Source organism: Rubrivivax albus (assembly GCF_004016515.1).
Taxonomy (GTDB): domain Bacteria; phylum Pseudomonadota; class Gammaproteobacteria; order Burkholderiales; family Burkholderiaceae_C; genus Rubrivivax; species Rubrivivax albus.
The window spans coordinates 112,054-136,702 of the sequence record NZ_SACT01000007.1; the positions used below are offsets into that span (position 1 = coordinate 112,054).

The 24,649-nt window shown below is 70.8% G+C and carries 21 protein-coding genes; 7 read left to right on the top strand and 14 right to left on the bottom strand.

Features of this window, described 5'->3' with window-relative positions; genetic code table 11:
- The first annotated feature begins 6 nt into the window (after positions 1-6).
- Positions 7-471, top strand: coding sequence for a hypothetical protein (locus ENE75_RS18665; protein WP_128199840.1), 465 nt, complete (start codon positions 7-9; stop codon positions 469-471).
- Positions 472-515: 44 nt separating this feature from the next.
- Here the strand turns inward: ENE75_RS18665 and ENE75_RS18670 are convergent, their stop codons facing one another.
- The 13 genes from ENE75_RS18670 to ENE75_RS18730 form a co-directional block, all read right to left on the bottom strand.
- A complete protein-coding gene (locus tag ENE75_RS18670; RefSeq protein WP_158289006.1) occupies positions 516-3,032 on the bottom strand; it encodes an ATP-binding protein in 2,517 nt (838 codons plus the stop codon).
- A gap of 32 nt (positions 3,033-3,064) precedes the next feature.
- Positions 3,065-4,120, bottom strand: coding sequence for a TRAP transporter substrate-binding protein (locus ENE75_RS18675; RefSeq protein WP_233259178.1), 1,056 nt, complete (start codon positions 4,118-4,120; stop codon positions 3,065-3,067).
- Positions 4,121-4,487: 367 nt separating this feature from the next.
- A complete protein-coding gene (locus tag ENE75_RS18680; protein WP_158289007.1) occupies positions 4,488-5,348 on the bottom strand; it encodes a PEP-CTERM sorting domain-containing protein in 861 nt (286 codons plus the stop codon).
- A 220-nt stretch (positions 5,349-5,568) separates the two neighbouring features.
- Positions 5,569-7,053, bottom strand: a complete 1,485-nt coding sequence (gene rng, locus ENE75_RS18685; protein WP_128199843.1) for a ribonuclease G — start codon at positions 7,051-7,053, stop codon at positions 5,569-5,571.
- Positions 7,054-7,076: 23 nt separating this feature from the next.
- Positions 7,077-7,685 carry a Maf family protein gene (locus ENE75_RS18690; protein ID WP_128199844.1) on the bottom strand — a complete coding sequence of 203 codons (609 nt, stop codon included), beginning with the start codon at positions 7,683-7,685 and terminating at the stop codon, positions 7,077-7,079.
- 10 nt (positions 7,686-7,695) lie between these two features.
- Entirely contained in the window at positions 7,696-8,175 is a 480-nt protein-coding gene (gene rlmH / locus ENE75_RS18695; protein ID WP_128199845.1) for a 23S rRNA (pseudouridine(1915)-N(3))-methyltransferase RlmH, read from the bottom strand.
- Positions 8,176-8,178: 3 nt separating this feature from the next.
- A complete protein-coding gene (gene rsfS / locus ENE75_RS18700; protein WP_128199846.1) occupies positions 8,179-8,886 on the bottom strand; it encodes a ribosome silencing factor in 708 nt (235 codons plus the stop codon).
- The gene (gene nadD, locus ENE75_RS18705) at positions 8,887-9,474 is read right to left on the bottom strand and encodes a nicotinate-nucleotide adenylyltransferase (protein WP_128199847.1); all 588 of its coding nucleotides are present in this window, start codon (positions 9,472-9,474) and stop codon (positions 8,887-8,889) included. It lies immediately after the preceding gene.
- Entirely contained in the window at positions 9,471-10,400 is a 930-nt protein-coding gene (hemF, locus tag ENE75_RS18710) for an oxygen-dependent coproporphyrinogen oxidase (RefSeq protein WP_128199848.1), read from the bottom strand. Before hemF ends, nadD begins: the two co-directional genes overlap by 4 nt.
- Before the next feature lie 9 nt (positions 10,401-10,409).
- Positions 10,410-11,030 carry a 1-acyl-sn-glycerol-3-phosphate acyltransferase gene (locus ENE75_RS18715; protein WP_128199849.1) on the bottom strand — a complete coding sequence of 207 codons (621 nt, stop codon included), beginning with the start codon at positions 11,028-11,030 and terminating at the stop codon, positions 10,410-10,412.
- Between the two features lie 41 nt (positions 11,031-11,071).
- Positions 11,072-12,355 carry a phosphoribosylamine--glycine ligase gene (purD, locus tag ENE75_RS18720; RefSeq protein ID WP_128199850.1) on the bottom strand — a complete coding sequence of 428 codons (1,284 nt, stop codon included), beginning with the start codon at positions 12,353-12,355 and terminating at the stop codon, positions 11,072-11,074.
- Positions 12,355-13,080 carry a YebC/PmpR family DNA-binding transcriptional regulator gene (locus ENE75_RS18725; RefSeq protein WP_128199851.1) on the bottom strand — a complete coding sequence of 242 codons (726 nt, stop codon included), beginning with the start codon at positions 13,078-13,080 and terminating at the stop codon, positions 12,355-12,357. The genes purD and ENE75_RS18725 overlap by 1 nt, the downstream gene beginning before the upstream one ends.
- Before the next feature lie 44 nt (positions 13,081-13,124).
- On the bottom strand, positions 13,125-16,463 hold the full coding sequence (locus ENE75_RS18730) for an ATP-binding protein (protein WP_158289008.1): 3,339 nt from the start codon (positions 16,461-16,463) through the stop codon (positions 13,125-13,127).
- Between the two features lie 128 nt (positions 16,464-16,591).
- On the opposite strand from ENE75_RS18730, the gene ENE75_RS18735 reads away from it, so the two are divergent.
- On the top strand, positions 16,592-18,115 hold the full coding sequence (locus ENE75_RS18735; RefSeq protein WP_128199853.1) for a helicase HerA-like C-terminal domain-containing protein: 1,524 nt from the start codon (positions 16,592-16,594) through the stop codon (positions 18,113-18,115).
- 11 nt (positions 18,116-18,126) lie between these two features.
- Here the strand turns inward: ENE75_RS18735 and ENE75_RS18740 are convergent, their stop codons facing one another.
- Complete coding sequence (locus ENE75_RS18740; protein ID WP_128199854.1) at positions 18,127-19,671, bottom strand: M14 family zinc carboxypeptidase; 1,545 nt, start codon at positions 19,669-19,671, stop codon at positions 18,127-18,129.
- 56 nt (positions 19,672-19,727) lie between these two features.
- Here ENE75_RS18740 and ENE75_RS18745 point away from each other — a divergent pair, with 56 nt between their 5' ends.
- The 5 genes from ENE75_RS18745 to ENE75_RS18765 all read left to right on the top strand — a co-directional run bounded on the left by ENE75_RS18745 (position 19,728) and on the right by ENE75_RS18765 (position 24,604).
- Positions 19,728-20,219, top strand: coding sequence for a DUF1499 domain-containing protein (locus tag ENE75_RS18745; protein ID WP_128199855.1), 492 nt, complete (start codon positions 19,728-19,730; stop codon positions 20,217-20,219).
- A 118-nt stretch (positions 20,220-20,337) separates the two neighbouring features.
- Entirely contained in the window at positions 20,338-21,438 is a 1,101-nt protein-coding gene (locus ENE75_RS18750; protein WP_233259165.1) for a sensor histidine kinase, read from the top strand.
- A complete protein-coding gene (locus tag ENE75_RS18755) occupies positions 21,435-22,259 on the top strand; it encodes a LytR/AlgR family response regulator transcription factor (protein ID WP_128199857.1) in 825 nt (274 codons plus the stop codon). Before ENE75_RS18750 ends, ENE75_RS18755 begins: the two co-directional genes overlap by 4 nt.
- 100 nt (positions 22,260-22,359) lie before the next feature.
- Positions 22,360-22,791 carry a DUF2306 domain-containing protein gene (locus tag ENE75_RS18760; RefSeq protein ID WP_128199858.1) on the top strand — a complete coding sequence of 144 codons (432 nt, stop codon included), beginning with the start codon at positions 22,360-22,362 and terminating at the stop codon, positions 22,789-22,791.
- 31 nt (positions 22,792-22,822) lie between these two features.
- On the top strand, positions 22,823-24,604 hold the full coding sequence (locus tag ENE75_RS18765) for a glutamine--tRNA ligase/YqeY domain fusion protein (RefSeq protein WP_128199859.1): 1,782 nt from the start codon (positions 22,823-22,825) through the stop codon (positions 24,602-24,604).
- Positions 24,605-24,649: the final 45 nt, after the last annotated feature.

Genomic DNA, 24,649 nt, shown 5'->3' on the forward strand with positions numbered 1-24,649 from the left:
TCCGTCATGGCCCGCCCACCGTCCAGCGCCAGCGCCAGCGAATGGACCACGGCCGTGGAGGCCGCGGTGCATACCGAACTGCTGCGCCGCAGCCGGTTGCTGAAGTGGGCCGTGGCGTTGTCGCTGCTGGTGGGCGCGCTGGCCGTGTGGCTGGCGATCGCGATGCGCGGGATGACCTGGGAGGAGATCGCGCCCCGGGTGGTGCAGACCGCCGAACCACTGGTGCAGCAGCGGCTGGCGCCGGTGATCGACACGCAGGTGCTCCAGGGGCAGACGCAAGTCGACATGGCTCAGGCGCTTGAGCAGCTTGAGGCCGACATCGAGGCGCTGCGTACCGAGGTTGCACGGCACCAACACCGGCGCGACCCGGAGATCGCTGCACTGCGCCAGCGCGTGGTGCTGCTGGAAAGGGCGCTTGCGGCATTCGCGACTGCCGAGGTTCCACCGGCCGCGCCATTGCCCCGAAATTGACGAAAGCAGCGCCGAGGCCAAGGCTGCGAGTGCCAGGCCCGCGGTCAGCGCGCCGCAACGGGATCCTGCACCACCTTGCTGCGCAACAGGCGCCGTCTTTCGATGGCGGCCGCCATGGCGGCTTGGAGTGCAGAGAAGTCAATGGGCTTCGCAACATGCTCGTCCATGCCCGCATCAAGACAGGTCTGCCGATCCTCGGGACGCGCATTCGCCGTCATCGCGATGATGGGCACGTTGGCCGCTTCCTCAGGCAACCGACGGATCCAACGCGTGGCCTCGCACCCGTCGACTTCAGGCATCTGCATGTCCATCAGCACCAGGTCGAAGCCACCGCTGGCCAGTCTGTCCACGGCGTCACGCCCGTTGCCCACCACCTCCACCTCGTGACCGAGGTGGTGCATCAGCGCCTGGATCAGCACCTGGTTGACGGTGTTGTCTTCGGCCACCAGCACCCTCAACGGAGCGGTGCTGCCAGGCGCTGCCGCCATTGCTTGCACCGTTGACGACGTCTGCGCGGCCGCGAAGCTGCAGGGCAGCGTGACCGTGAAGGTACTCCCGGCACCGAGCACACTCTGCACCTCGATGTGCCCGCCCAGCCGCGTCACCACCTCCCGCGTGATGGCCAGACCCAGGCCACTGCCGCCATGGCGTCGGGTAGCGCTGCCATCGGCCTGCACGAAACGTTCGAACAGTCGGGGCAGCAGCTCGGGCTCGATGCCCACACCCGTATCCTCCACGGCCACACGCAGCATGCACCCCGGTGAGTCGCTGCCGCCGCGCAGGATTGCAAGTCTGACGCTCACCCGGCCATGCTCTGTGAACTTCAGCGCATTGCCCACGAGATTGAACAGCACCTGGCGCAGACGCAGGGCATCGCCGAGCAGGCGTGTCTCCGGCGGCGTGTGGTCCTCCAGGGTCAGCATCAGGCGCTGTGACTCGGCGCGGTCCGCCAGGACAGCAAGCACCTCCTGAGCCACCTGCCGAGGGACGAACGGCTCCTCATGGACCTCGAAGAGCCCGGCCTCGATGCGGGAGAGGTCAAGCACGTCGTTGATCAGCGACAGCAGCAACTGCCCGGAAGTGCGCATCAGCTCGGCATACCGTCGCTGGGACTCGTCCAGCCGCCCCTGCAGCAGGAGTTCGTTCAACCCCAGCACGGCGTTCAGCGGCGTGCGGATCTCATGGCTCATGTTGGCCACGAACTGGGACTTCGCCTCGTTGGCAGCCTCGGCCTCGGCCTTGGCCTGCGCCAGTTGGCGCTCCTTGGCGGACATGTCGTGGTAGACGCTGACGATGCCACCGTCGGGCATCCGCCGCTCGACGATGCTGACGATCACCCCGCTGTGCAGTGCCTGTTGGACAACTCGACCGTCGGCAACCTGCCTGCGTTCCTCCACGCGCGCCTTGGCCCATGCAACTGCTTCCTGAGTCGCGTCGGGGCCGAAGCGCTTCTTCGCTGCCGCCAGTGCAAGCTCGCGATAGGTCACACCGGGCCGCAGCACAGGCTGCAGCCACGGGAAGATCTCTTCATAGCGCGCGTTCCACCGCAGCACGCGATCGTCCACGTCGCACAACAGGAAAGCGTCACCCATCGCATCGAGCGCCTGCTCCAGCAGTTCCGCGGATGCGGCCGTCTCCTGCCGGGCCCGCGCCAACCGTGCCACCTGGGCCCGGGCAGCGGCCGCCGCGGCCACAATGAGCAAGACAAAGAAGGTCGCAACGGCGCCGATCCAGACGGCCTGTTGACGCCAGTCGGCGAACACATCGCCGAGGTCTCGACGCGCCACCACGTACACGCCGTCGTACAGGGTCGGCCGGGTCGCGACGCGCTCGTTGATCCCGTCTTCGGCCCGCGAGGTCACGGGTTGACCTGACAGTGGACGCAAGGTGGGCATCTCCCTGCGGACAGTCATGGCGCGGTCATCTGCCGGCTGGGTGGCCAGGACCCGCCCGTCGGACCTCTCGACCGACAACGACAGGCCGGGAACGCCCATCACGGTGGCCGCACTGGTGGGCAGCAGCAGATCCAGCGGCACCTCGGCCACCGCAACGGCCGACGGCAGACCGGGCAGCGAGACCGCACGCCCGATGATCAGGCTCCGTTCGCCCGTCGCGCGGCTGACGATGGGGTCGCTGAGCACGACCGTCGCGGACGGCCGGCGCCGGATGCTCTCGATGAATCCGTGAGGCAGGGCCGGACCGGTCAGCCTCGTGGCACGCAAGGCCGTGCCAACGACGCGCCCATCGGCATCCAGCACGGCCAGGTCGCTGATCAGCAACTGCCGTTCCTGCAGACCAGCCAGCACAGGCCCCAGCGCATCGGCGTCGGATGTGTCCCCGAGGATCAAGCCTGGCAGGCTGGCGAGTTTCATGTCGACGTTCAACACGGCGCGGTTGAATTCGATCTCCGCGGCAGCCACGGCGCGCTCGATCTGCTCGTCGGAACGCGCGATGGCCTGAGAACGGATCTCCACGAGCACGGTCGAGGCCACGGCCACGACGGCCAGCAGGAAGCCGGCAGCCACCTGGAGTATCCGGCTCGACAGCGGATGGTTCGGCATCGTGGGCGGACTCCAGGATTCCGAGCGTGCCGTCATCGGCCGGTGGCCATCACGCCGGACACGGGCGCCAACCACTGGTTCCACGCCGCTGCGCAGGGTTCGCCACAGCGGCCGACCCACTGCGGCAGGACCTCGCGTGCGAACAAGGTCCGACGCAGTCCATCATCGCTGGTGGCAGGCGGCTGCAGCTTCATGCGGCCCGGCGGGCCGGCCGTGCACGGGCCGGATCCGGTGCTGCAACGCACCCCCTCGTCCGTCTCGCGCTCTGCCTCGTCCCAGATGGCGCGCTCCAGCAACGGCAGTTCACGGAGCAGGACCGCGCGCAGATCCTGCGGGAGGCTCTGCCAGTGCGCCCGGTTCGCGACGAACACCGACAGGCCCCACGTCACCGGCAGCGGCAGCAGGTGGCTCGTGATCTCATGAAGCCCGATGGTGTATCCGGACATCGTGCCCGTGATCGCGCACTCCATGTTCCCGGACTGCATGTTGCCTACGAGTTGCGCGAACGGCACGGTCAGCGGCAGCCCGCCCAGTGCCCGGATGAAGTCCGACTGCGTCGGGCTCGACGTGCGCACGCGAAGACCTTGCAGGCCGGCCAGACTGGCCACCGGACGATTGCAGAACAGCACCTGCGCCGGATACGCATACACGGCCAGAAGTTCCGCGCCGTGGCGCTCTCGCAGCAGTGTGGTCAGGTGAGGCCGCCATGCCGTCACCACGCGACGCAACGTGGCAATGTCCGGACTCAGACCTGCCAGGTCCGGTGCGGCCAGTTCAGCGTCGCGCGGGGACGCCTGGCTGAGCAGCAGCGTCCCGAATGGCAGCGACCCGAGACGGACCATCGTCAGCAACTCGGCACCGCGAATGCCTGCGCGATCGAAAGGCACGATCTCCGCGGTGTACCGCCCAGCCGTCAATGCCGAGAGGCGTTCACGCCAGAACGGCGATTCGTGTCGGGTGTACTGATTGACACCCGCCAGACCGCCCACGATGCGCAGGGCCTGTGTCGGCGCCGTGCCGCCGGTGTCAGGTGGCACCTGGGCCATCGTCAGCGACGCCGCCCCCGCACAGACCAACCCCAGCAGCACGGTGCCCAAGGCGCCGCGCAACCCGCCCGTCGATGGCTGGCTTCTGCGCATCTAGCTGCTCCCCGACTGGACACGGCGCAGAACCACCCTGTTCTGCTGCGCACAAGTGTCACGGTCGGGAATCTACGCGCGATCGGGCCGTCATGCCAGGCGAAACCAGGGCGTGGCCTGGGATCACGCACCGATGCGTGCCAAATTGCTGGTCAATTGGCAGGCCGGCACGGTGTCATCCCTGCCCGTACCTCGGCTCACGACCAACAGGTGGCCCGGACGCGGGCCTGTCGGGCTCACGTAACCCGGTTTGCTTCGAACGCCAGCGCGGCCTTGGTCTGGCGAAGGTCGATGACCGCCCCGGGGAGGCCGGGCGTCAGGCTTGCCGGATGGCCAGCCGACGTCGAGCGATCCACCCCATGAAACCCAGCCCGGCCAGCAGCAAGGTGGGTGCCGCGGGCTCGGGCACCGGGGTGGTGAACACCAGCGCGTAGCCTTCCAACCGAAGCGCATGGCTCACCGGCGCACCGGTCAGGTTGCTGAACGTGTAGGACATGCCTGCCAAGGTCTGGCCGATCTGCACGTCCACCGACGCCGAACGGGCCGCGTTGGCCTGTGTATCGAGGCTGATGAACTCGTTGAAGTAAGCCTGGTTCGCCCCACCCGGCGCGTCGAGGTCCAGGTCCCAGGCGTAGAGCTTCAAGCCGGCAAACGCCACGCCGTCATCGCCCGGCGCCGCGGCCAGGGATACCAATGCCGCATCGTCCGCATAGGTCAGCGTAGCCTCCGAGAAGGGTGCCAGCGTGAACACGAAGTCATAGGCGAACATGCCGCCCGCCGACACGTTGCCCAACGCCCCGGTGACGAACGCGTCGGCGTAGTCGGCGATGACGCTGCTCGTGTCTCCGCGGTCGAGGTAGGCCACCGCGCTGCCGCCGGCGGGCACCAGGGTCTCGTTGTAGAAGTAGGCTTGATTCCAAGCGGTGCCGTCCCAGGCCTGGAACTGGAAGTCGACGGGGATGCCGTTGCCTTCGCCATACGTGGTGCTCACGCCTTCACGGTCGGCGTCCCAGGTCCAGTGGCCGGACCAGTCGCTGACGCCGAAGTCCACGCCCAGGCTGGGCAAGGTGATCGAGGCGTCCCACGCCAGCACAGGAGGCGCCGCCGCCAGACTGGACAGTGCGGCGGCCAGAGCCAGGGCGCGGCGTGGAACGAAGGGCATACGGAAAGCGCTCATGAACTGCTCCTGGGTAGGCGTTGAGCGCCGCCCGCCAGCTGGGCTCATACCCGCTCGGGCGGCGGCACGGCTGATGCCGTACGCGCAGCAGTCTGCAGTGGCAGCGTTCCGCGATCGTTCCGACGCCGGCCCGCGACGGCCGGGGACGCACCCCCTGTTCAGGTGGTCCGAGGTGGGCACCGCGGGCAGCGTGCGTGCCGGGGCGTTGCCCTGGCGGCGGCTACATCAGCACGATGTCGTACTGCTCCGGGTTCATCGTCGGCTCCGCGCTCAGGCTGATCGGCTTGCCGATGAACTCGCTCAGCCCCGCCAGGTGCGTGCTCTCCTCGTCCAGCAGCATCTCCACCACAGCAGCGCTGGCGATGACGCGGAACTCCCTGGGCGCGAACTGCCGCGCCTCGCGCAGGATCTCGCGCAGGATGTCGTAGCAGACGCTGCGCACGGTCTTGATCTGGCCGCGGCCGCTGCAGGTGGGGCAGGGCTCGCACAGCATGTGGGCCAGGCTCTCGCGCGTGCGCTTGCGCGTCATCTCCACCAGGCCCAGCTGCGTGAAGCCGCTGACCGTGGTGCGCACGCGGTCGCGCGCCAGCTGCTTGCGCAGTTCGCCCAGCACCGCCTGCTGGTGTTCTTCCCTCACCATGTCGATGAAGTCGACGATGATGATGCCGCCCAGGTTGCGCAGCCGCAGCTGGCGCGCGATGGTGCCGGCGGCCTCGAGGTTGGTCTTGAAGATGGTGTCGTCGAAGTTGCGCGCACCGACGAAACCGCCGGTGTTCACGTCCACCGTGGTCAGCGCCTCGGTCTGGTCGATGATCAGGTAGCCGCCGCTCTTGAGGTCGACGCGGCGACCCAGAGCCCGAGCGATCTCCTCCTCGATGCCGAAGAGGTCGAAGATCGGCCGCTCGCCCTTGTAGTGCTCCAGCTTGGGCAGCGTGCCCGGCATGTAGGTGGCGCCGAAGGCCTGCAGCGCGTCGAACTGCAGCTTGGAGTCGATGCGGATGGTCTGCGTGCTGTCGGTGGTCAGGTCGCGCAGCACGCGCTCGGCCAGGCTCAGGTCCTGGTGCAGCAGGGTGCCGGGCGGCTGCTTCAGGCCCTGGCTGCGGATGTGCTCCCAGGTCTTGCGCAGGTAGGCGATGTCGTCGGCCAGTTCCTCGTCGGTGGCTTCCTCGGCGTTGGTGCGCAGGATGAAGCCGCCCCCACCGTTGGGGTCGGCGCCGGCCAGGCGCTGCATGCGCTCGCGCAGCGCCTCGCGGGTTTCGGGGCTGCCGATCTTCTGGCTGATGCCGATGTGGCGATCCTGCGGCAGGAACACCAGCATCCGCCCGGCGATGCTGACCTGCGTGGACAGCCGCGCGCCCTTGGTGCCGATGGCGTCCTTGATCACCTGCACCATCAGCGTCTGGCCTTCGTAGACCCGCTTTTCGATGGGCACCAGCGGCACGTCGCCGTTGTTGCGCGGCCCATGGCCCTGGCCGGCGGCGTGCAGGTCGGCCACGTGCAGGAAGGCGGCACGCTCGCTGCCGATGTCGATGAACGCGCTCTGCATGCCGGGCAGCACGCGAGCCACCTTGCCCAGGTAGACGTTGCCCACCTGCCCGCGCTCCAGCGTGCGCTCGAGGTAGAGCTCCTGCAGCGCGCCGTTCTCGACGACGGCCACGCGCGTTTCCTGCGGGGCCCAGTTGATCAGGATGTCCTGGCTGGCCATGTGCTTGTCTGTCTCCGCCCGGTCTACAGGCCGGTTGCCACGCCGGCTTGGCGCAGCAGCTGTGCCGTCTCGAACAACGGCAGCCCCATGATGCCCGAATGGCTGCCGGCGATGTGCGCCACCCAGCCGGCCAGCGCACCCTGGATGGCGTAGCTGCCGGCCTTGCCGAACGGTTCGCCACTGGCCACGTAGGCGCGGATGACCTTGGGCGGCAGCACAGCGAAGCGCACCAGCGACACCTGCACCCCCTGCCAGCGTCGGCGGCCGGCCTGCACCGCCACCGCCGTGAGCACGCGATGCGTGCGCCCGGAGAGTCGCGCCAGCGTGGCGGCGGCCTCGGCGGCATCCGCCGGCTTGCCCAGGATGCGCCGGCCCAGGGCCACGGTGGTGTCGGCGCACAGGATGGCGCCGGGTGCCAGCCCACGCTGCCGGTGGCGCGCCACGGCGGCCTGCAGCTTGGCGGCGGTGACCCGCTGCACGTAGGCCGCCGGCAACTCGCCAGGCTGCACGGCCTCCAGTGCCTCGGCGTCCTCGTTGGCACCGGGCAGCAGCAGCATCGGCACGACACCGATCTGCGCCAGCAACTGCAGGCGACGCGGGCTCTGCGACGCGAGGTACAGCGGCAGGGTCATCGGCGAAGCCTCACTCGCGGTGGTAGGGGTGGCCGGCATTGACCGACCACGCGCGGTACAGCGCCTCGGCCAGCAGCACGCGCACGAAGGCGTGCGGCAGCGTCAGGTCCGACAGGCGCAGCGTGTCATCGGCGGTCTGCTTGAGCGCCGGGTCCAGGCCGTCCGGCCCGCCGATCAGCAGCGCCACGTCGCGGCCGTCGGCCTGCCAGCTGGCCAGGCTCTCGGCCAGCTGCACGGTGGTCTGTCGCTGACCCCGTTCGTCCAGCACCACGCGGCGCCAGCCCTTGCCCAGCGCCGCCAGGGTGGACTCGAAACGCGCCGCCTCGGCGGCCATGCACTGCGCCGCGGTCTTGCCGGCATCGCGCGGCTCGGCCTTCAGCGCCTTGAGCTCGAAGCGCCATTCAGGCGGGAAGCGCTTGGCAAAGTCGGCCCAGGCAGCGTCGGCCCACGCAGGCTGGCGCTGGCCCACGGCGAGCACGGCCACGCGCACGGGTCAGGCCCGGGGCTTGGCGGGGTGCTTGCGGGCCGGGGCAGCCGTCTTCTTCGCAGCCGTGGCCTTCGAGGCAGACGAGACCTTCTTCGCCGGTGCGGCCTTCTTCGCCGGTGCGGCCTTCTTCGCCGGTGCGGCCTTCTTCGCCGGTGCGGCCTTCTTTGCTGGTGTGGCCGGCCTGGCGGGAGCAGGCCGCTTCGCCGGGGCCGCCTTCTTCGCAGGCCCGGCCTTGGTGGCGGTTGACGCCTTCCTGGCCGATGCCGGGGCCTTGGCGGGCGCGGCCTGCTTCGTCGGCGACTTCTTCGCCGGCGCTTTCTTCACCGCCGCTGCGGTCGGCTCCGACGCCTTGACCAGGCCGGTCTTCACCGCACCGAGCTTCATCGACACCGGCTTCTCGCCCCAGATCTCCTCGAGGTGGTAGTACTCGCGGATGGCCGGCTGCATGATGTGGGCCACCGCGGCACCGCAGTCGACGATGATCCATTCGCCGCTGGCCTCGCCCTCGGTGCGCAGCACCTGCATGCCACGTTGCTTGACGCTGTCGCGCACGCTGGCGGCCAGCGCCTTCGTCTGGCGGTTGCTGGAGCCGGTGGCCACGATCACGCGCTCGAACAGCGGCGACAGGTGCTCGGTGTTGAAGACGACGATGTCCTTGGCCTTGACGTCTTCGAGCCCGTCGACGATGGCGCGCTGCAGCTTGCGGATGTCCATTCAATCCCTGTAGAGGTGGTGCTGGTCAATATAGCGTGCGACGGCCGGCGGGACCAGATCGTCGACCCGGTCCCCCCGCGCCACGCGCGCACGGATGTCTGTGGAGGCGATGTCGAGCATCGGCAGCGGCACCACGCGGTGGGGGCGCCGCTGCACCGCGGGGTCGGGGGCGGCATGCGTGCCGGGGCGCTGCGCGACGGCCAGCACCGCGAGCTCCAGCAGCTGCTGCCAGCCGCGCCAGGTGTGCAGGTTGGCGTACTGGTCACCGCCGATCAGCAGCACCCATTCGGTGCCCGGTTCCTCGGCGCGGAAGGCGTTGACGGTGTCCAGCGTGACACTGGGGCCGCTGCGCTCGAGCTCGATGCGGCTGAGCACCTGGCCCGGCGCGTCGCCGATTGCCAGGCGCACCATGGCCTCGCGATGCTCGGCCGGTGTCATCGCGCGCGCCTTCTGCCAGGGCTGGCCGGCGGGGATCCAGCGCACCTCGTCCAGCGCCAGCGCCTCGCGGGCGGTGCGCGCCAGCGCCACGTGGGCGTTGTGCGGCGGGTCGAAGCTGCCGCCGAAGATCGCGACACGACGCAGCGTCAAGCGCCGTCCCTGGCGAGATCCGCCCAGTCGCGCGGGCGCAGGAAATCGCTGTACAGCCGGGCCTCCGGCGTGCCCGGTTCAGGCTGCCAAGCGTAACGCCACTTCACCACCGGCGGCATGCTCATCAGGATGCTCTCGGTGCGCCCGCCACTCTGCAGGCCGAACAGTGTGCCGCGGTCGAAGACGAGGTTGAACTCCACGTAGCGCCCACGCCGGTAGGCCTGGAAGTCGCGCTCGCGCTCGCCATAGGGCGTGCCGCGGCGCTTCTGCACCAGCGGCAGGTAGGCGTGCACGAAGGCGTCGCCCACCGCCCGCGTCATGGCAAAGCTCTGCTCGAAACCGAGTTCGGCGAAGTCGTCGAAGAACACGCCGCCCACGCCGCGCGGCTCGCCGCGGTGCTTGAGGAAGAAGTACTCGTCGCACCAGCGCTTGAAGCGCGGGTAGAGCTCGGCGCCGAACGGCGCCAGCGCGTCTCGGCAGGTGCGGTGGAAGTGGGCGGCGTCTTCCTCGAAGCCGTAGTAGGGCGTCAGGTCCATGCCGCCGCCGAACCAGACCACCGGTTCGCGGCCCTCGGGCAGCGCGGCGAACATGCGCACGTTCATGTGCGCCGTGGGCACGTAGGGGTTGCGCGGGTGCATCACCAGCGAGACGCCCATGGCCTCGAACGGCGCGCCGGCCAGCTCCGGCCGGTGCTGCGTGGCCGACGGCGGCATCGCCGGGCCTCGCACGTGGCTGAAGTTGCAGCCGCCGCGCTCGAACACCCCGCCCTCTTCCACCAGGCGGCTCAGGCCGTCGCCCTGCAGGCGTTCCTCGGGGCCGCGGGTCCAGCCGTCGCGCAGGAAGTCGTGGCCGTCCTCGGCCTGCAGCGCGCCGATGATGCGGTCCTGCAGGCCCAGGAAATAGGTGCGGACGTCCTGCGTGTTCATGGGTCTCCTTCAGGCCAGCTTGATCGGCGCGGCGAGTTCCGGCCGTCGGCCGCGCACGCCATCGAAGCGTCGCGCGATCTCGGCCATGTCGGTCTCGGCATTTCCCCCGAGTTGCAGCACCGAGTGCACACCCACGCGCTTGCGGCCGAAGTCCAGGTGCACCAGGGCCAGCGGCACGCCGGCCTCCACGGCCACGCGGTAGAAGCCGCTGCGCCAGCCCGTGCCGGCCGACCGCGTGCCCTCGGGCGCCAGCGCCAGCCAGAGGAAGTCGCCGCGCTCACGCGCCCCGCGCATGCGGGCCACCATGTCAGGCACGATGCCCTTGGGGTTGGCGCGGTCCACCGGCACGCCACCCAGCCAGCGCATCCAGCGGCCGAACAGCGGCGGTCGGAACAGCGTGTCCTTGCCCCAGAAGGTGACGTGCAGGCCCAGCGCCCACTTGGCCAGCAGGCCCACCGGAAAGTCCCAGTTCGACGTGTGCGGGTAGACGGCCAGCACGCCCTGACGCGTCGGCAGGCCGTCCCACAGCAGCTGCCAGCCCAGCAGCCGCAGCACCATGCGCGCCAGACGGCTGCCGCGCAGCTGCACCGGGCGTTCAGTCAGTTCGACGGGGGCGGCAGGTGGCGTCAAGCGGCAGGTCTGGCAGGCCAGCGGGCGGACGGCGGCGCCGCTCAGCGCGGCTTCACCGCGCGGTGGCCGATGTCGCTGCGCCAGACGGCGCCGTCCATCGTGATGCCGCGCACCGCGTCGTAGGCACGCTGCTGGGCCAGGCGCACGGAGTCACCCAGCGCGGTCACGCACAGCACGCGCCCGCCGCTGGTGACCAGCGTGCCGTCCTGCAGCATGGTGCCGGCGTGGAAGACCTTCAGGTCCTCGGCGTCGGCCGGCAGGCCGGTGATGGTGTCGCCACCGCGCACCGCGCCCGGGTAACCGTGCGCGGCCATCACCACGCCCAGCGCGATGCGACGGTCCCACTGCAGATCGGCCTGGTCCAGCGTGCCGTCGGTGGCGTGCATCAGCAGCTCGAAGAGATCGCTCTTCAGGCGCATCAGGATGGGCTGGGTCTCGGGGTCGCCGAGGCGGCAGTTGAACTCCACCGTGCGCGGCTTGCCGTCGGCGTCGATCATCAGCCCGGCGTAGAGGAAGCCGGTGAACGGCGTGCCGTCCTTGGCCATGCCCTGGACGGCCGGGTGGATGATCTCGCGCATCACGCGTGCGTGCACGTCGGGCGTGACCACCGGCGCAGGGCTGTAGGCGCCCATGCCGCCGGTGTTGGGGCCGGTGTCGCCGTCGCCCACGCGCTTGTGGTCCTGGCTGGTGGCCAGCGACACCACGTTCTTGCCGTCGCTGACGACGATGAAGCTGGCCTCCTCGCCGGCCATGAACTCCTCGATGACCACGCGTGCGCCACCGGCGTTGTGCTTCACGCCCAGGCGGTTGGCGCCGAGCATGTCGTCGATGGCGGCATGCGCCTCGTCGGCCGTCATGGCCACGACCACGCCCTTGCCAGCGGCCAGGCCGTCGGCCTTGATGACGATGGGGGCGCCATGCTTGTCGACGTGCGCATGCGCGTCGGCGGCGCTGGTGAAGCTGGCGTAAAGCGCGGTCGGGATGCCGTGGCGCTGCATGAAGGCCTTGGCGAAGGCCTTGGAGCTCTCCAGCTGCGCGGCCGCCTGCGTGGGGCCGAAGATGCGCAGCCCGCGGGCGCGGAACAGGTCCACCACGCCGGCGGCCAGCGGTGCCTCGGGGCCGACCACGGTGAGCGCGATCTTCTCGGCCTGGGCGAAGTCGGCCAGCGCCGCGATGTCGGTGATCGGGAGGTTGTGCAGCGCCGGGTCGGCCGCCGTGCCGCCGTTGCCGGGCGCGACGAAGACCTGCTGCACGCGCTCGCTCTGTGCGAGTTTCCAGGCGATGGCGTGTTCGCGGCCGCCGTTGCCGATCACCAGGACTTTCATCAGGCTTCGATTTCCGCGTTGTGATAGACGGCCTGCACGTCGTCCAGGTCCTCGATGACGTCGAGCAGCTTCTGCATGCGTGCGGCGTCGTCGCCCGTCAACGGGACGGTGTTCTCCGCACGCATCGTGACCTCGGCGATTTCGGCGTTCAGCCCGGCCGCGGCCAGCGCGTCGCGCACGGCTTCGAAGTCGGCGGGGGCCGTGAGCACCTCGATGGCGCCGTCGTCGTCGGTGACCACGTCTTCGGCGCCGGCCTCCAGCGCCACCTCCATGACCTTCTCCTCCGACGTGCCGGGCGCGAACACCAATTGCCCGCAGTGCTTGAACTGGAAGGCCACGGAACCGTCGGTGCCCAGGTTGCCGCCGTACTTGCTGAAGGCGTGGCGCACCTCGGCCACCGTGCGCACGCGGTTGTCGGTCATCGTGTCGACGATGATGGCCGCGCCGCCGATGCCGTAGCCCTCGTAGCGGATTTCCTCGTAGTTGACGCCTTCCAGCGCACCCGAGGCCTTGTCGATGTTGTACTTGATGCGGTCGGCGGGCATGTTGGCCGCCTTGGCCTTGTCCACCGCCAGGCGCAGGCGCGGGTTGGCCGTGATGTCGGCCCCGCCCTGGCGCGCCGCGACCGTGATCTCGCGGATGATCCGCGTCCAGATCTTGCCCCGCTTCTCGTCCTGACGGCCCTTGCGGTGCTGGATGTTGGCCCACTTGGAATGACCGGCCATGCTGCTTCTGCCCTGACGGGCGGCGTTTGGGAAAACCCTCGATTCTACCGCGGCAGGTCGGGCGTGGTGGCCGGCGCCTTACCCCCTGCCGGCGGCAGATGCGGCGCCTGCCCGGTGCGCGCCACATACACCGCGTGCGCCGCTTCGATATCCGCCTGCAACGCATCAGGCGGCACGACAGGCGCTGCCTGCACATGCGCATGCAGGTCGGCCAGCCAAGGCCCGGCCCGCGGATCGCCCAGGGCATCGAGCACCTGGAAGGCGGCCCAGCGCGCCGCCCGGGCACCACCGGCCAGCGAGTTGACGCGGTCGGCATCAAACATCGGCAGGGCAGCCTCCAGCTTGGCCCTGGCCTTGTCGGCGCGGCCCAACGTCCAGTGGCACCACGCCGCGTGCAAAGCCGCCGCCGAAGCATTGGCGGCATCACCCATGCGGTCGCCAAACACCTGTTGAGCCGTCTCGAAGGCCACCAGCGCACCGGCCCGATCGTCCAGTTCTGCGAGTGCGCGTCCGCATCGGTAGCTGGCCGCCGCCCAGTTGCGCAGGTCGCCGTTGCCCTGGGTGATGGCGATCGACTCTTGCCACGCGGCCACCGCCCCGGCGGCGTCGCCGGTGCGCCGGGCGAGTTCGGCCAGGTGCATCAGCGCATGGGCCACGCGCGGTGTGGCCCCGGCACGGCGTGCCTGCTCGAGCATGGCACCGGCCCAGCGGCGGGCGTCGTCCAGGCGGCGTCGCTCGAGCGCCACGACCGCCAGGTTGTCCAGACAGCCCAGGCGCAGGCGCACCTCGCCGATCTGGTCGGCACGGGCCAGGGCCAGCTGCAGCGTGGCATCGGCCGCGTCCAGCGCACGCTCCTCCTTCGACACCATGGCCGACAGCACGAGCAGCTTGGTCTCGGACTCCACCAGCGCCGGGTCGCGGCGCGCATGCGCGAGCCCGGCGTCGACACGTTGGCGCGCCTGCGTGACGTCGCCGGCCGTCATGGCCAGCCAGCACAGCAGCCCTTCGAGTTCAGCGGCCACCCGCCAGTGCCCGCAGTGCTCCGCCAGCACCACGGTCTCGAGCGCGATCGACCGGGCCTGGTCGTGATGGCTGAGGCGATCCTCGAAGAGCGCCCGCGCATAGCCAGCTTCGGCGCGCCGCCGGTCGTCGGGATGCCGCTGCAGCAGCGCATCGACCTCGTCCATCACCTGGCGCTGCAGGTCACGCTCGCCGACCGCGTCGGCCAGGTCGTCCAGGCGCTTGAGCAGGCCGTAGCTGCGGTGCGGGTCGCTGTCGCCCAGCAGGTCGATCGCGCGCCGCAGGTAGTGCAGCGCCGCCGCGTTGGCGTAGCGTTGCCGGGCCTGCAGCGCGGCGCGGTCAAAGCAGTCCACCGCCAGAGCCACGTCGCCGGCACGCTCGGCATGGTCGCCGGTCAGCGCCAGAAACTCCGGCCCGCGCTCGCGGGCGCGGGTCAGCAGCCAGCGCGCAGCCGCGGCATGCCCTTCCCGCCTTCGCGCCAGCGGGATGGTGTCGTAGGCCACCTGGTGGAGCAGATGATGGTCGAAGGTCCACTCGGTTGCGGTCTCGATGGCGCTGGTGTGCTGTGCGTGCACCACCGTGCGTTGGGCCAGCACGGGCAGCGCCTGGGGCGCGTCGACATCGATCTCGGCCAGTGCCGCGTCCCAGAACACGTGGCCGACGATGGCGGCATGCTGGGCGGCGTGGCGGGCGGAGGGCGGCAAGGCGTCCAGCCGCGCCTGCAACAGGCCCACCAGCGTGCTCGGCAAGGACAGGTCGTGCAATTGTGCGCCGTGCAGGGTCCACGGGAACCGGCCGGTGTCGATGACACCGTCATCGATCAGCCGGCGCACGATCTCCTCGATGTAGTAGGGGTTGCCATCGGCCTGGGCAGCGATGCGCTCGATGAGCCCGTCCGGCACGCTGTCCAGGCCACCCAACAGCGTGCGCAGCATGGCCCCGGTGTCGGCCGGCGAGAGCGGCTGCAGGGTCAGCACTTCGCCGGGGTGATCCGGCGGCAGACCCGGTCGGCTGGTCATCAGCAGCGCGACCGGCACGCTGGCATCGGAAGCCAGGCGGTGCAGCAGCACACGCGAATCGGGATCGGCCCAGTGCATGTCCTCTACCAGCAGCACCGGTGCCCGGCCTTCGCGGGCTGCCAGCGCCTGCAGCGCGCGGCCACAGGCGGCAAGGGCACGGTCGCGCAGCAACTGGGGATCCTGGCCCGCGACGTGCGGGCTGTCGGCGAAGTCCAGGCCGGCCAGATGGCCGAGTTGGTGCGCTGCGGCACGGGCCTCGGTAACCGTCATCCCGGCATCACGCAGCAACCGCCGCAGGCCGGCCGTCAGGCGGCGCCGCGCCCGCGCCGCCGGAGCGTCGTCGAGGATGCCGAATCGCTCGGTCAGCAACTGGCGCAGCAGGCCGGCGGGCCGCAAGGCGCCATCGGGAAGGGCGCGCAGACGCAGCAGGCGCCCTGCGGGCAGCGACGCCGTGAGCTCGCGCAGCAGCCGGCTCTTGCCCAGACCCGCGTCGCCCACCAGGGTCAGCACGGCTGGCGGGCCCGAGTGCCCGGCGCTGGCGACCACCGCGTGCAGCCGGTCAAGTTCAGTGGACCGGCCCACCAGCGACAGGCGCAGCCCGGGGATGCCGCGTTCGGCATCGTCGGCCCCCGGCGGACGCAGCCCGAGCACCACGTAGCTGCGCACCGGCACATCCACACCCTTGAGGCTCAAGGGCGGCCGTGGTTCGACGTCGAAGCGGCCGCGCACGTGCGACCAGGTCTCTTGGCTGATGTGCAGGCTGTTCAGCGGCGCGCTCTGCTCCATGCGCGCCGCCAGATGCACCGTGGCGCCCACTGCGGTGCGGTCGTCCTCGTAGCCGGCACCGATGGCCACCGGCCCGGTATGCACGCCGATGCGCAGCGGCATCTCGAGCATGCCATGGCGCCCACGGATCGCCTCGGCATGGGCGCGACCCTCGGCCAGCATGGCCAGGCCGGCGCGCAGCGCCCGTTCGGCATCGTCCTCGCGCGCGCCATCGCCACCGAAGACGGCCTTGAAGCCATCGCCGGCGAACTGCAGCACGCGCCCCTGGTGCGCACGCACGACGGCGGCCAGCCGCTCGACCATGCCGCCCAGGATCTCCAGCGCGTCCTCCGCGTCCAGCCGTTCCACCAGCGCGGTGGACCCGGCCACGTCGGCGAAGAGCACGGTCACGAGCCGGCGCTCGACCTCGCGTGGGCGCTGCAAGGCCTGCAACTCGGACCGCAGCGGCTGCAGCGCCACGTCGACCACGTCGCTGCCAAGAAGCGCGCGTTGCGCGTCCAGCGCGGCGATGGCCGTGCGCAGTGCCTCGACCCTGGATGCGGCGGCAGCGGGATCCACGGCGGCAAGCATGGCACGAAACGCGGCAGCCGTGAACGCGGGGCCCTCCCAAAGCCCGACAGCCTCCTAGTCATCCCCTAGACTCCCGCCGACGCGGTCCCGAGATGCCGCGCATGGAGCCGCCCGCGATGCCCGACCCCATCCTCGTCGCCCGCCATGGCGACATCGAATGCCTGCTGCTGCCCGGCATGGCCAACCGCCACGGCCTGATCACCGGCGCCACCGGCACCGGCAAGACGATCACGCTGCAGACGCTGGCCGAGAGCTTCAGCCGCATCGGCGTGCCGGTGTTCATGGCCGACGTGAAGGGCGACCTCACCGGCATCAGCCAGACCGGCGCCATCCCGCCCAAGGTGGCGAAGATCCTCGAAGAGCGCGGCCTGCCGCAGCCCGAGCCCACGCGCTGCCCGACCACGCTGTGGGACGTCTTCGGCGAGCAGGGCCACCCGGTGCGCGCCACCGTCAGCGACATGGGCCCGCTGCTGCTGGGGCGCATGCTGGCGCTCAACGAGACGCAGTCCGGCGTGCTGAACCTGGTGTTCAAGATCGCCGACGACCAGGGCCTGCTGCTGCTTGACATGAAGGACCTGCGGGCCATGCTGCAGCACGTGGGCGAGAACGCGAAGCAGTTCACCACCGAGTACGGCAACATCAGCGCCGCCAGCGTGGGCGCCATCCAGCGCGGGCTGCTGCAGATCGAGGAACAGGGCGGCGACTGCTTCTTCGGCGAACCGATGCTCGACCTGTCTGACTTCCTGCAGACCGAGAACGGCCAGGGCGTGGTCAACATCCTGGCCGCCGACCGGCTGATGAACGCGCCGCGGCTGTACGCAACCTTCCTGCTGTGGATGCTGTCGGAGCTGTTCGAGATGCTGCCCGAGGTGGGCGATCTGGAGAAGCCCAAGCTGGTGTTCTTCTTCGACGAGGCGCACCTGCTGTTCAAGGACGCGCCGACGGCGTTGGTGGAGCGCATCGAGCTCGTGGTGCGCCTGGTGCGCAGCAAGGGCGTGGGCGTGTACTTCGTGACGCAGAACCCGCTGGACGTGCCCGACACCGTGCTCGCCCAGCTGGGCAACCGCGTGCAGCACGCGCTGCGCGCCTTCACGCCGCGCGACCAGAAGGCCGTGAAAGCGGCGGGTGACACGATGCGCTCGAATCCGGCGATCAAGGACATGTCCGCGGCGATCACCGAACTCGGCGTGGGCGAGGCGCTGATCAGCTTCCTAGATGCCAAGGGCCGACCGGGCGTGACCGAGCGCGTCTTCGTGCTGCCGCCAGGCAGCCAGATCGGTCCGATCACGCCGGCACAGCGCCAGGCGCTGATCAACGGCTCGCTGGTGGCCGGCCGCTACGAGCAGACCGAGGATCGCGAGTCGGCCTACGAGAAGATCAAGGCGCGCGTGGCGGCCACGCCGACGGCAGCCGAAGCCGCGGCCGCGGCGAAGCAGGCCCCGGCCGGGGCCGCGGCGGGCGGCGGCATGATGGACGGCCTGAAGGATGTGATCTTCGGCAGCACCGGCCCGCGCGGCGGGCGTCGGCCGGGCCTGGCGGAGGCCGCCGCGTCGTCGGCCGTGCGCAGCATCGGCTCGGCCGTGGGCCGCGAGATCATCCGCGGTGTGCTCGGCTCGCTGTTCGGCGGTCGCAAGCGCTGACCTTGGGCTGATCAGGGCCGGGCCATGACCCGCCGCACCATGTCCAGGCGCGGCAGCAGCCCGTGGGTGAACCAGCCATGGGCGGTGTCCGGTTCCAGCGCGGCGGCCACGAGGTTGGCCAGCGGCTGGTCCAGCGGCACGTAGAAGCTGCCGGCCGTTGCGAGCCACTCGGTGGCGGCCAGCGTCGCGGTGATGCGCTGCAGGGTGCCGGTGTCGTCACCGGCCGCATCGCCTGCGAGACGCGCGGTCTCGACATAACGCTCGCCGTGCAGCGGCCGGTCCCCCGGCAGCGTCTGCACCTGCACGCCCCAGCGGTGAAGCCGGACCACGGCCTCGGTGGCGTCGGCGGCCAACCAGTAGCCGCAGGGCCGCGGCCGGGTCAGCACCGGCCGCAGCTGCAGCATGTCGTCCCAGTCCACCGCCACCGGGTGGTCGGCACCGGTGGCCGGGTCGATCATCAGCAGCGTGCGCTGGCGGCGCGTCGGCGCGGCGTCCAGCACCAGGGTCCCCGTGCAGGCCTGGTCCGCAACACCGGTGGCCACTGCCGCCAGCTGCCCGGGCAGGGTCATCGCCTGCGCCGCGGCGCTGCGCAGCAAGCTGTGCAGGGCCACCACGTGGCTGTGCACGCGGCGGCGTGCGTGCAGGCGGCCGAGGTCGAAGCCGCGGGACTCCAGCAGCACGCTGACCATCTGCTTAAGGCCGCCGGCATTGCGTGCCAGCCCGGGTTGCGCCCCGCCCATGGTCAGCAACCGTGCCGCCGGGTCTCGCGTGTTCGTGTAGTACCACTCGTGGGTGATGCCGGCATCGTCCAGCGCCGTCAGCAGCGGCTGGCGGAAGCCCTGCTCGGCCAGTGCGGTGAGGTCCGGCGGCAGGTTGGGCGTGGTGGCGTACTGGATCAGCAGGTCGTGGCCCTTGATACCGCCGAAGCCGGCCACGTAGCGGCCCAGTGCGATGTGTTCGTGAACGTCGACGAACAGCACCGGCTGCCAGCGCGCCACCAGGTCGGCGATGACGCCGGCCTCGCGCGTGCGCAACAGCAGGTGGTCGCGGTTGATGTCCAGGTTGGCGGCGTTTCGGCGCCGCGCCAGCGCCGCCCCGTCGGGGTTGGCGCGCGGCAGCAGCAGCACGTCCAGCTGGTCCAGCACCGCCGACAGCGGGTGCCGCGGGTTGGCCAGCTGCAAGGCCAGGGCCAGCAGCGCCTCGCCACCGGCCGGTTCGTTGCCATGCTGCTGGCCCACCACCAGCGCCAGCGGCCGGCCCGGGCCGCGACTGAAGCGCAGTGCCAGCAGTTCGGCACCGGTGTCGGTGCGGCCCAGATCCAGCATCTCGGCGGCGCCGGCGCCGGCCAGCGTGCGCAGGGCGGCAGCCAGCTCGGCGTTGTCGGTCCAGCGCTCGCGCCCGGGCTGCAGCCCGGGCGTGGGGTAAACCTCGACCGGCTCGGCAAAGCGCGCCGCCACGGCGGGCGCATAGGGCAGCGGCGCCTCGGCGGCCGCCGCGGCACCGACGACACAGGCACCCGCCAGCAGGGCTCGGACGAGGGCAGACAGGCGACGCATCCCGCCATCTTGCCAGCAGGCGAGAATGGGCCTGTTTCAACTTGGAAGAAGCCACGATGCGCTGGAGCACGATCGCAATCACCGTGGCCGCCGCATTGCCGGTGCTCGTCTTCGTCGCCGGGCAGGCGGGCCTGCTGTCGGGCCGCATGCCCGACGACCTCGGCGTGACCGACGGGCGGCTGAAGGCGCCGTCGCGCACTCCCAACAGCGTGAGCAGCCAGTTCGCGCTGTGGCCCGGCTCGCCGCATCGCGAACTGGCCGAGGTCGCCCCGCTGCCGCTGCGCGGCGACGGCCCGGCCACCATCGCCCGGCTGCGCCAGATCGTGCAGGCCATGCCCGGCGCCGAGATCGTCACCGTGCGCGACGACTACCTCTACGCCCGCTTCACCACGCGCTGGCTGAAGTTCGTCGACGACACCGAGTTCTGGGTCGACCCGCAGGCGCAGGTGGTGCAGGTGCGCTCCGCCTCGCGCGTGGGGCGGCGGGACTTCGGCGTCAACCGGGCCCGGGTGGAGGCCATCCGCGCGGCGCTGGCGGCCGGGGGCTGACACCCATCGGCGACGCCGCGCGACGCTTGGCGTCGCCGGCGCGCCGTTTCGCGACGCGACGCCACCGGTCGTCGCTGTCGGCTCGGTGCTGTCGGCCCGGGCCCGCACAATGCGCGGCATGACTTCCGCCATCGCCGCCCCGTCCTGGCGCCGCCTGGCCCGCGGGCTGCTGTCGCTGGCCGTGCTGTGCACCACCATCGCGGCCTTCCTGGCCGTGCTGGACGGGCATTTCGGCATCAAGCTGGTGTACTCGTTCGCGATCGGGCTATCGTGCTGGGGCGTGATCGACGGCGGGCGGGCACTGCTGAATCGGCTGCCACGTCGCGGGGGCAGCGCTGAAGGCGCCCGCACCGGCTGGCCCGGCCTGCTGCTGTTGATCGCCGCCGGCGCGCTCGTAGGCCCGACGTTGGGCATGTGGATCGGAGATGCACTCACCGGTGGCCAGTCCATCCCGCTGTGGCGCTGGAACTCGCGCGCCACGCAGATCACGCTGGCGGTGACGCTGCTGGCCATCGTGGTGTCGGTGCTGGTGTCGCGGGCGCAGGACATCGCCGCGGCCGAGGCCCTGCGCGCCGAGGTGGCACAGCGCGAGGCCGCCGAGGCGCAGCTGCGCCTGCTGCAGAGCCAGCTCGAGCCGCACATGCTGTTCAACACGCTGGCCAATCTGCGCGTGCTGATCGGTCTGGACCCGGCACGCGCCCAGGCCATGCTGGACCGGCTGATCGCCTTTCTGCGCAGCACGCTGGCCGCGAGCCGGGCCAATGAACACGCGCTGTCCGACGAGTTCGCGCGCCTGGACGACTACCTGGCGCTGATGCAGGTCCGCATGGGCCCGCGGCTGCAGGTGGCGCTGGACCTGCCGCCGGCGCTGGCAGCGCTGAAGGTGCCGCCGCTGCTGCTGCAGCCGCTGGTGGAGAACGCCATCAAGCACGGGCTGGAAGGCCATGTCGACGGCGGCACGCTGCGCGTGTCGGCCGTGCGCGACGGCCGCCAGCTGCAGCTGTGCGTGGACGACGACGGCCTGGGCCTGCCCCCGGGCGGCGTGCCCGCGCTGCCGGTGGCCACGGCCGCGCCGGCCGCCGGCGGCTTTGGCCTGGCCCAGGTGCGCGAGCGCCTGGCCGCCCGCTACGGCCCGCAGGCCCGGTTCACGCTCGACGCCGGCCGGGACGGCCGCGGCACCCGTGCCTGCATCCTGCTGCCCCTCGACGACACGCCATGACCACCCGCCCCACCGCCCTGATCGCCGAAGACGAACCGTTGCTGGCCGCTGCGCTGCAGGCCGAGCTGACCACCCATTGGCCCGCCTTGCAGGTCGCGGCCACCGTGGGCGACGGCGCCTCGGCGCTGGCGCAGGCCCTGGCGCTGCAACCGACCCTTTGCTTTCTGGACATCCGCATGCCCGGCATGAGCGGCCTGGAAGCGGCGCAGGCCCTGGCCGAGGACTGGCCCGACGGCGTGCCCTTCCCGCTCATCGTCTTCGTCACCGCCTACGACCAATACGCCCTGCAGGCCTTCGAGGCGCAGGCGGTGGACTACCTGCTCAAGCCGGTGGACGGCGATCGACTGGCCGCCTGCGTGGCGCGGCTGCAGGCGCGGCTGGCCGAGCGCCAGGCCGCCGCGGCCACCGTCACGCCGGCCGCCGAGCTGGCACGCAGCGTGGAGCAGTTGCGCGGCCTGCTGGCCGTTGCCGGCAGCGCCCCGGCCACCGCCGCGCCGAGGCTGGACGTGGTGACCGCCCAGGTGGGCGCCACCGTGCACCTGGTGCCGGTGGACGAGGTGATCTACTTCGAGGCCGCCGACAAGTACGTGCGCGTGGTGACGGCCGAGCGCGAGCACCTGATCCGCACGCCGCTGAAGGACCTGCTGCCACAGCTGGATCCGCAGCGTTTCTGGCAGGTGCACCGTGGCACCGTGGTGCAGGCGCGCTGCGTGCGCAGCGCGCGCCGCGAGGAGTCGGGCAAGGTAACGCTCACGCTGGCCGGCCGGCCGGAGACGCTGACCGCCTCGCGGCTGTACGCGCACCTGTTCAAGGGCATGTAGCCCATCCATTGGCGGCGCACTGGCGCCGTTTCGTCGCCAGGGTCGTCGATCCGTCCCGGCCGGGCTGACGAGCGCCGGGCGCCCCGCCACCATGGCGACCATGGACATCCTGCACCGCTTCGCCCTCCTGCTCGACCGCCACCCGGTGGTCTTCGCCCACCTGATGATGGCGCTCGGCGCGCTGCTGCTCGGCGCGGTCGTGCTCTGGGGCCGCAAGGGCACCACCGCGCATCGCAGCCTGGGCTGGACCTGGGTGGCGCTGATGGCCGGCGTGGCCATCAGCGGCGCCTTCATCCGCGACTACCACCTGCCCAACCTGTTCGGCTTCACGCCCATCCACCTGTTCGTGGTCTTTGTGGCCTGGCAGCTGCCCAGAGCGGTGCTTTACGCGCGCCGCGGGCAGCTCGAGGCGCACCGCAAGGCCATGCGCGGGCTGTACCAGGGCGGCTGCCTGGTGGCCGGGGCCTTCACGCTGCTGCCGGGTCGGTTCCTGGGCACGATGCTGTGGCGGCAGGTGGGCCTGATGAGCTGAGGGCGTCGGGGCCCGTCGATAGAATTCGACGATGTCTGCCGCTGCCAAACCAACGCCTGCACCCGCCAACTTCCTGCGCACCGTCATCGAGCAGGACCTGGCCGCAGGCACCTACGACGGCCGGCACTTCGGCGGCAGCCCTGGCGACGCGGCGCACCACGCCGCCGGTGCGGTGGACCCGGCACGCATCCGCACCCGCTTCCCGCCCGAGCCCAACGGCTACCTGCACGTGGGGCACGCCAAGAGCATCTGCCTGAACTTCGGCCTCGCGCGCGACTTCGGCGGCATCTGCCACCTGCGCTTCGACGACACCAACCCGGAGAAGGAGGAGCAGGAGTACGTCGACGCCATCGTCGAGATGGTGCGATGGCTGGGCTTCGACTGGGAGACGGGCGGCACCTCGCATCTCTACTACGCCAGCAACTACTTCGACTTCATGTACCGCGCCGCCGAAACGCTGATCGAGCGCGGCCTGGCCTACGTGGACGAGCAGACGCCCGAGCAGATGCGCGCCAACCGCGGCGACTTCTCGACGCCCGGCACCGACAGCCCGTTCCGCAGCCGCACGCCTGCGGAGAACCTGACGCGCTTCCGCGAGATGCGCGACGGCCTGCACGCTGACGGCGCCATGGTGCTGCGCGCGAAGATCGACATGGCCAGCCCCAACATCAATCTGCGGGACCCGGCCCTCTACCGCATCAAGCGCGCCCACCACCACAACACCGGCGACCGCTGGTGCATCTACCCGATGTACACCTACGCGCACCCGATCGAGGACGCGCTGGAAGGCATCACCCACAGCTTCTGCACGCTGGAGTTCGAGGACCAGCGGCCGTTCTACGACTGGCTGCTCGGCCAGCTGGCCGACGCCGGCCTGCTGGCGCGTCCGTGCCCCAAGCAGGTGGAGTTCGGCCGTCTGAACCTGACCTACGTGATCACCAGCAAGCGCAAGCTCAAGGCCCTGGTGGACGAGAAGATCGTGACCGGCTGGGACGACCCCCGCATGCCCACGCTGGCCGGCCTGCGTCGCCGCGGCTACACGCCGGCAGCCGTGCGCAGGATGGCCGACGACACCGGCGCCAGCAAGACCAACATCTGGCTGGACTACGCGGTGCTGGAGCAGTGCCTGCGCGACGACCTCGAAGGCCAGGCGCCGCGTGCGATGGCGGTGATCGACCCGGTGCCGCTGGTGCTGACGAACTGGTCCGAACTCTTCGGTGCCGAGCACCGCGAGCCCTGCCACGCACCGGCGCACCCGCAGCACCCGGCGTGGGGCCTGCGGCAGTTCAGCCTGGGGCCGGAGGTCTGGATCGAGCGCGACGACTTCGCCGAGGTGCCGCCCAAGGGCTTCTTCCGCCTGTTCCCTGGCAACAAGGTGCGCCTGAAGTACGGCATGGTGATCGAGTGCACCGGCTGTGAGAAGGACGCCGAGGGCCGCATCACCCGGGTGCTGGCCACCGTGGTGCCCGACACCAAGAGCGGCACGCCGGGGGCCGACGCGGTCAAGGTCAAGGGCAACATCACCTGGGTCGGCGTGCACGACGCCGTGGCCACCGAGCTGCGCCTGTACGACCGCCTGTTCCGTGAAGCCCAGCCCGACGCCGGCGACCGCGACTTCCGGGAGGCGCTCAACCCCGACAGCCTGCGCGTCACGCGCGGCTGGCTGGAACCGTCTCTGGCTGGGTGGCCGGCCGAGCGCCACGTGCAGTTCGAGCGCCATGGCTACTTCGTCAGCGACCGCAAGGACCACCGGGCCGACGCCCCGGTGTTCAACCGGGTCACCGGGCTGAAGGACGGCTGGGGCGGAAAGTAAGCGAAGCCCCGCGCACGCAAACTTCTGCAAAGTCGCTGGCCCGGT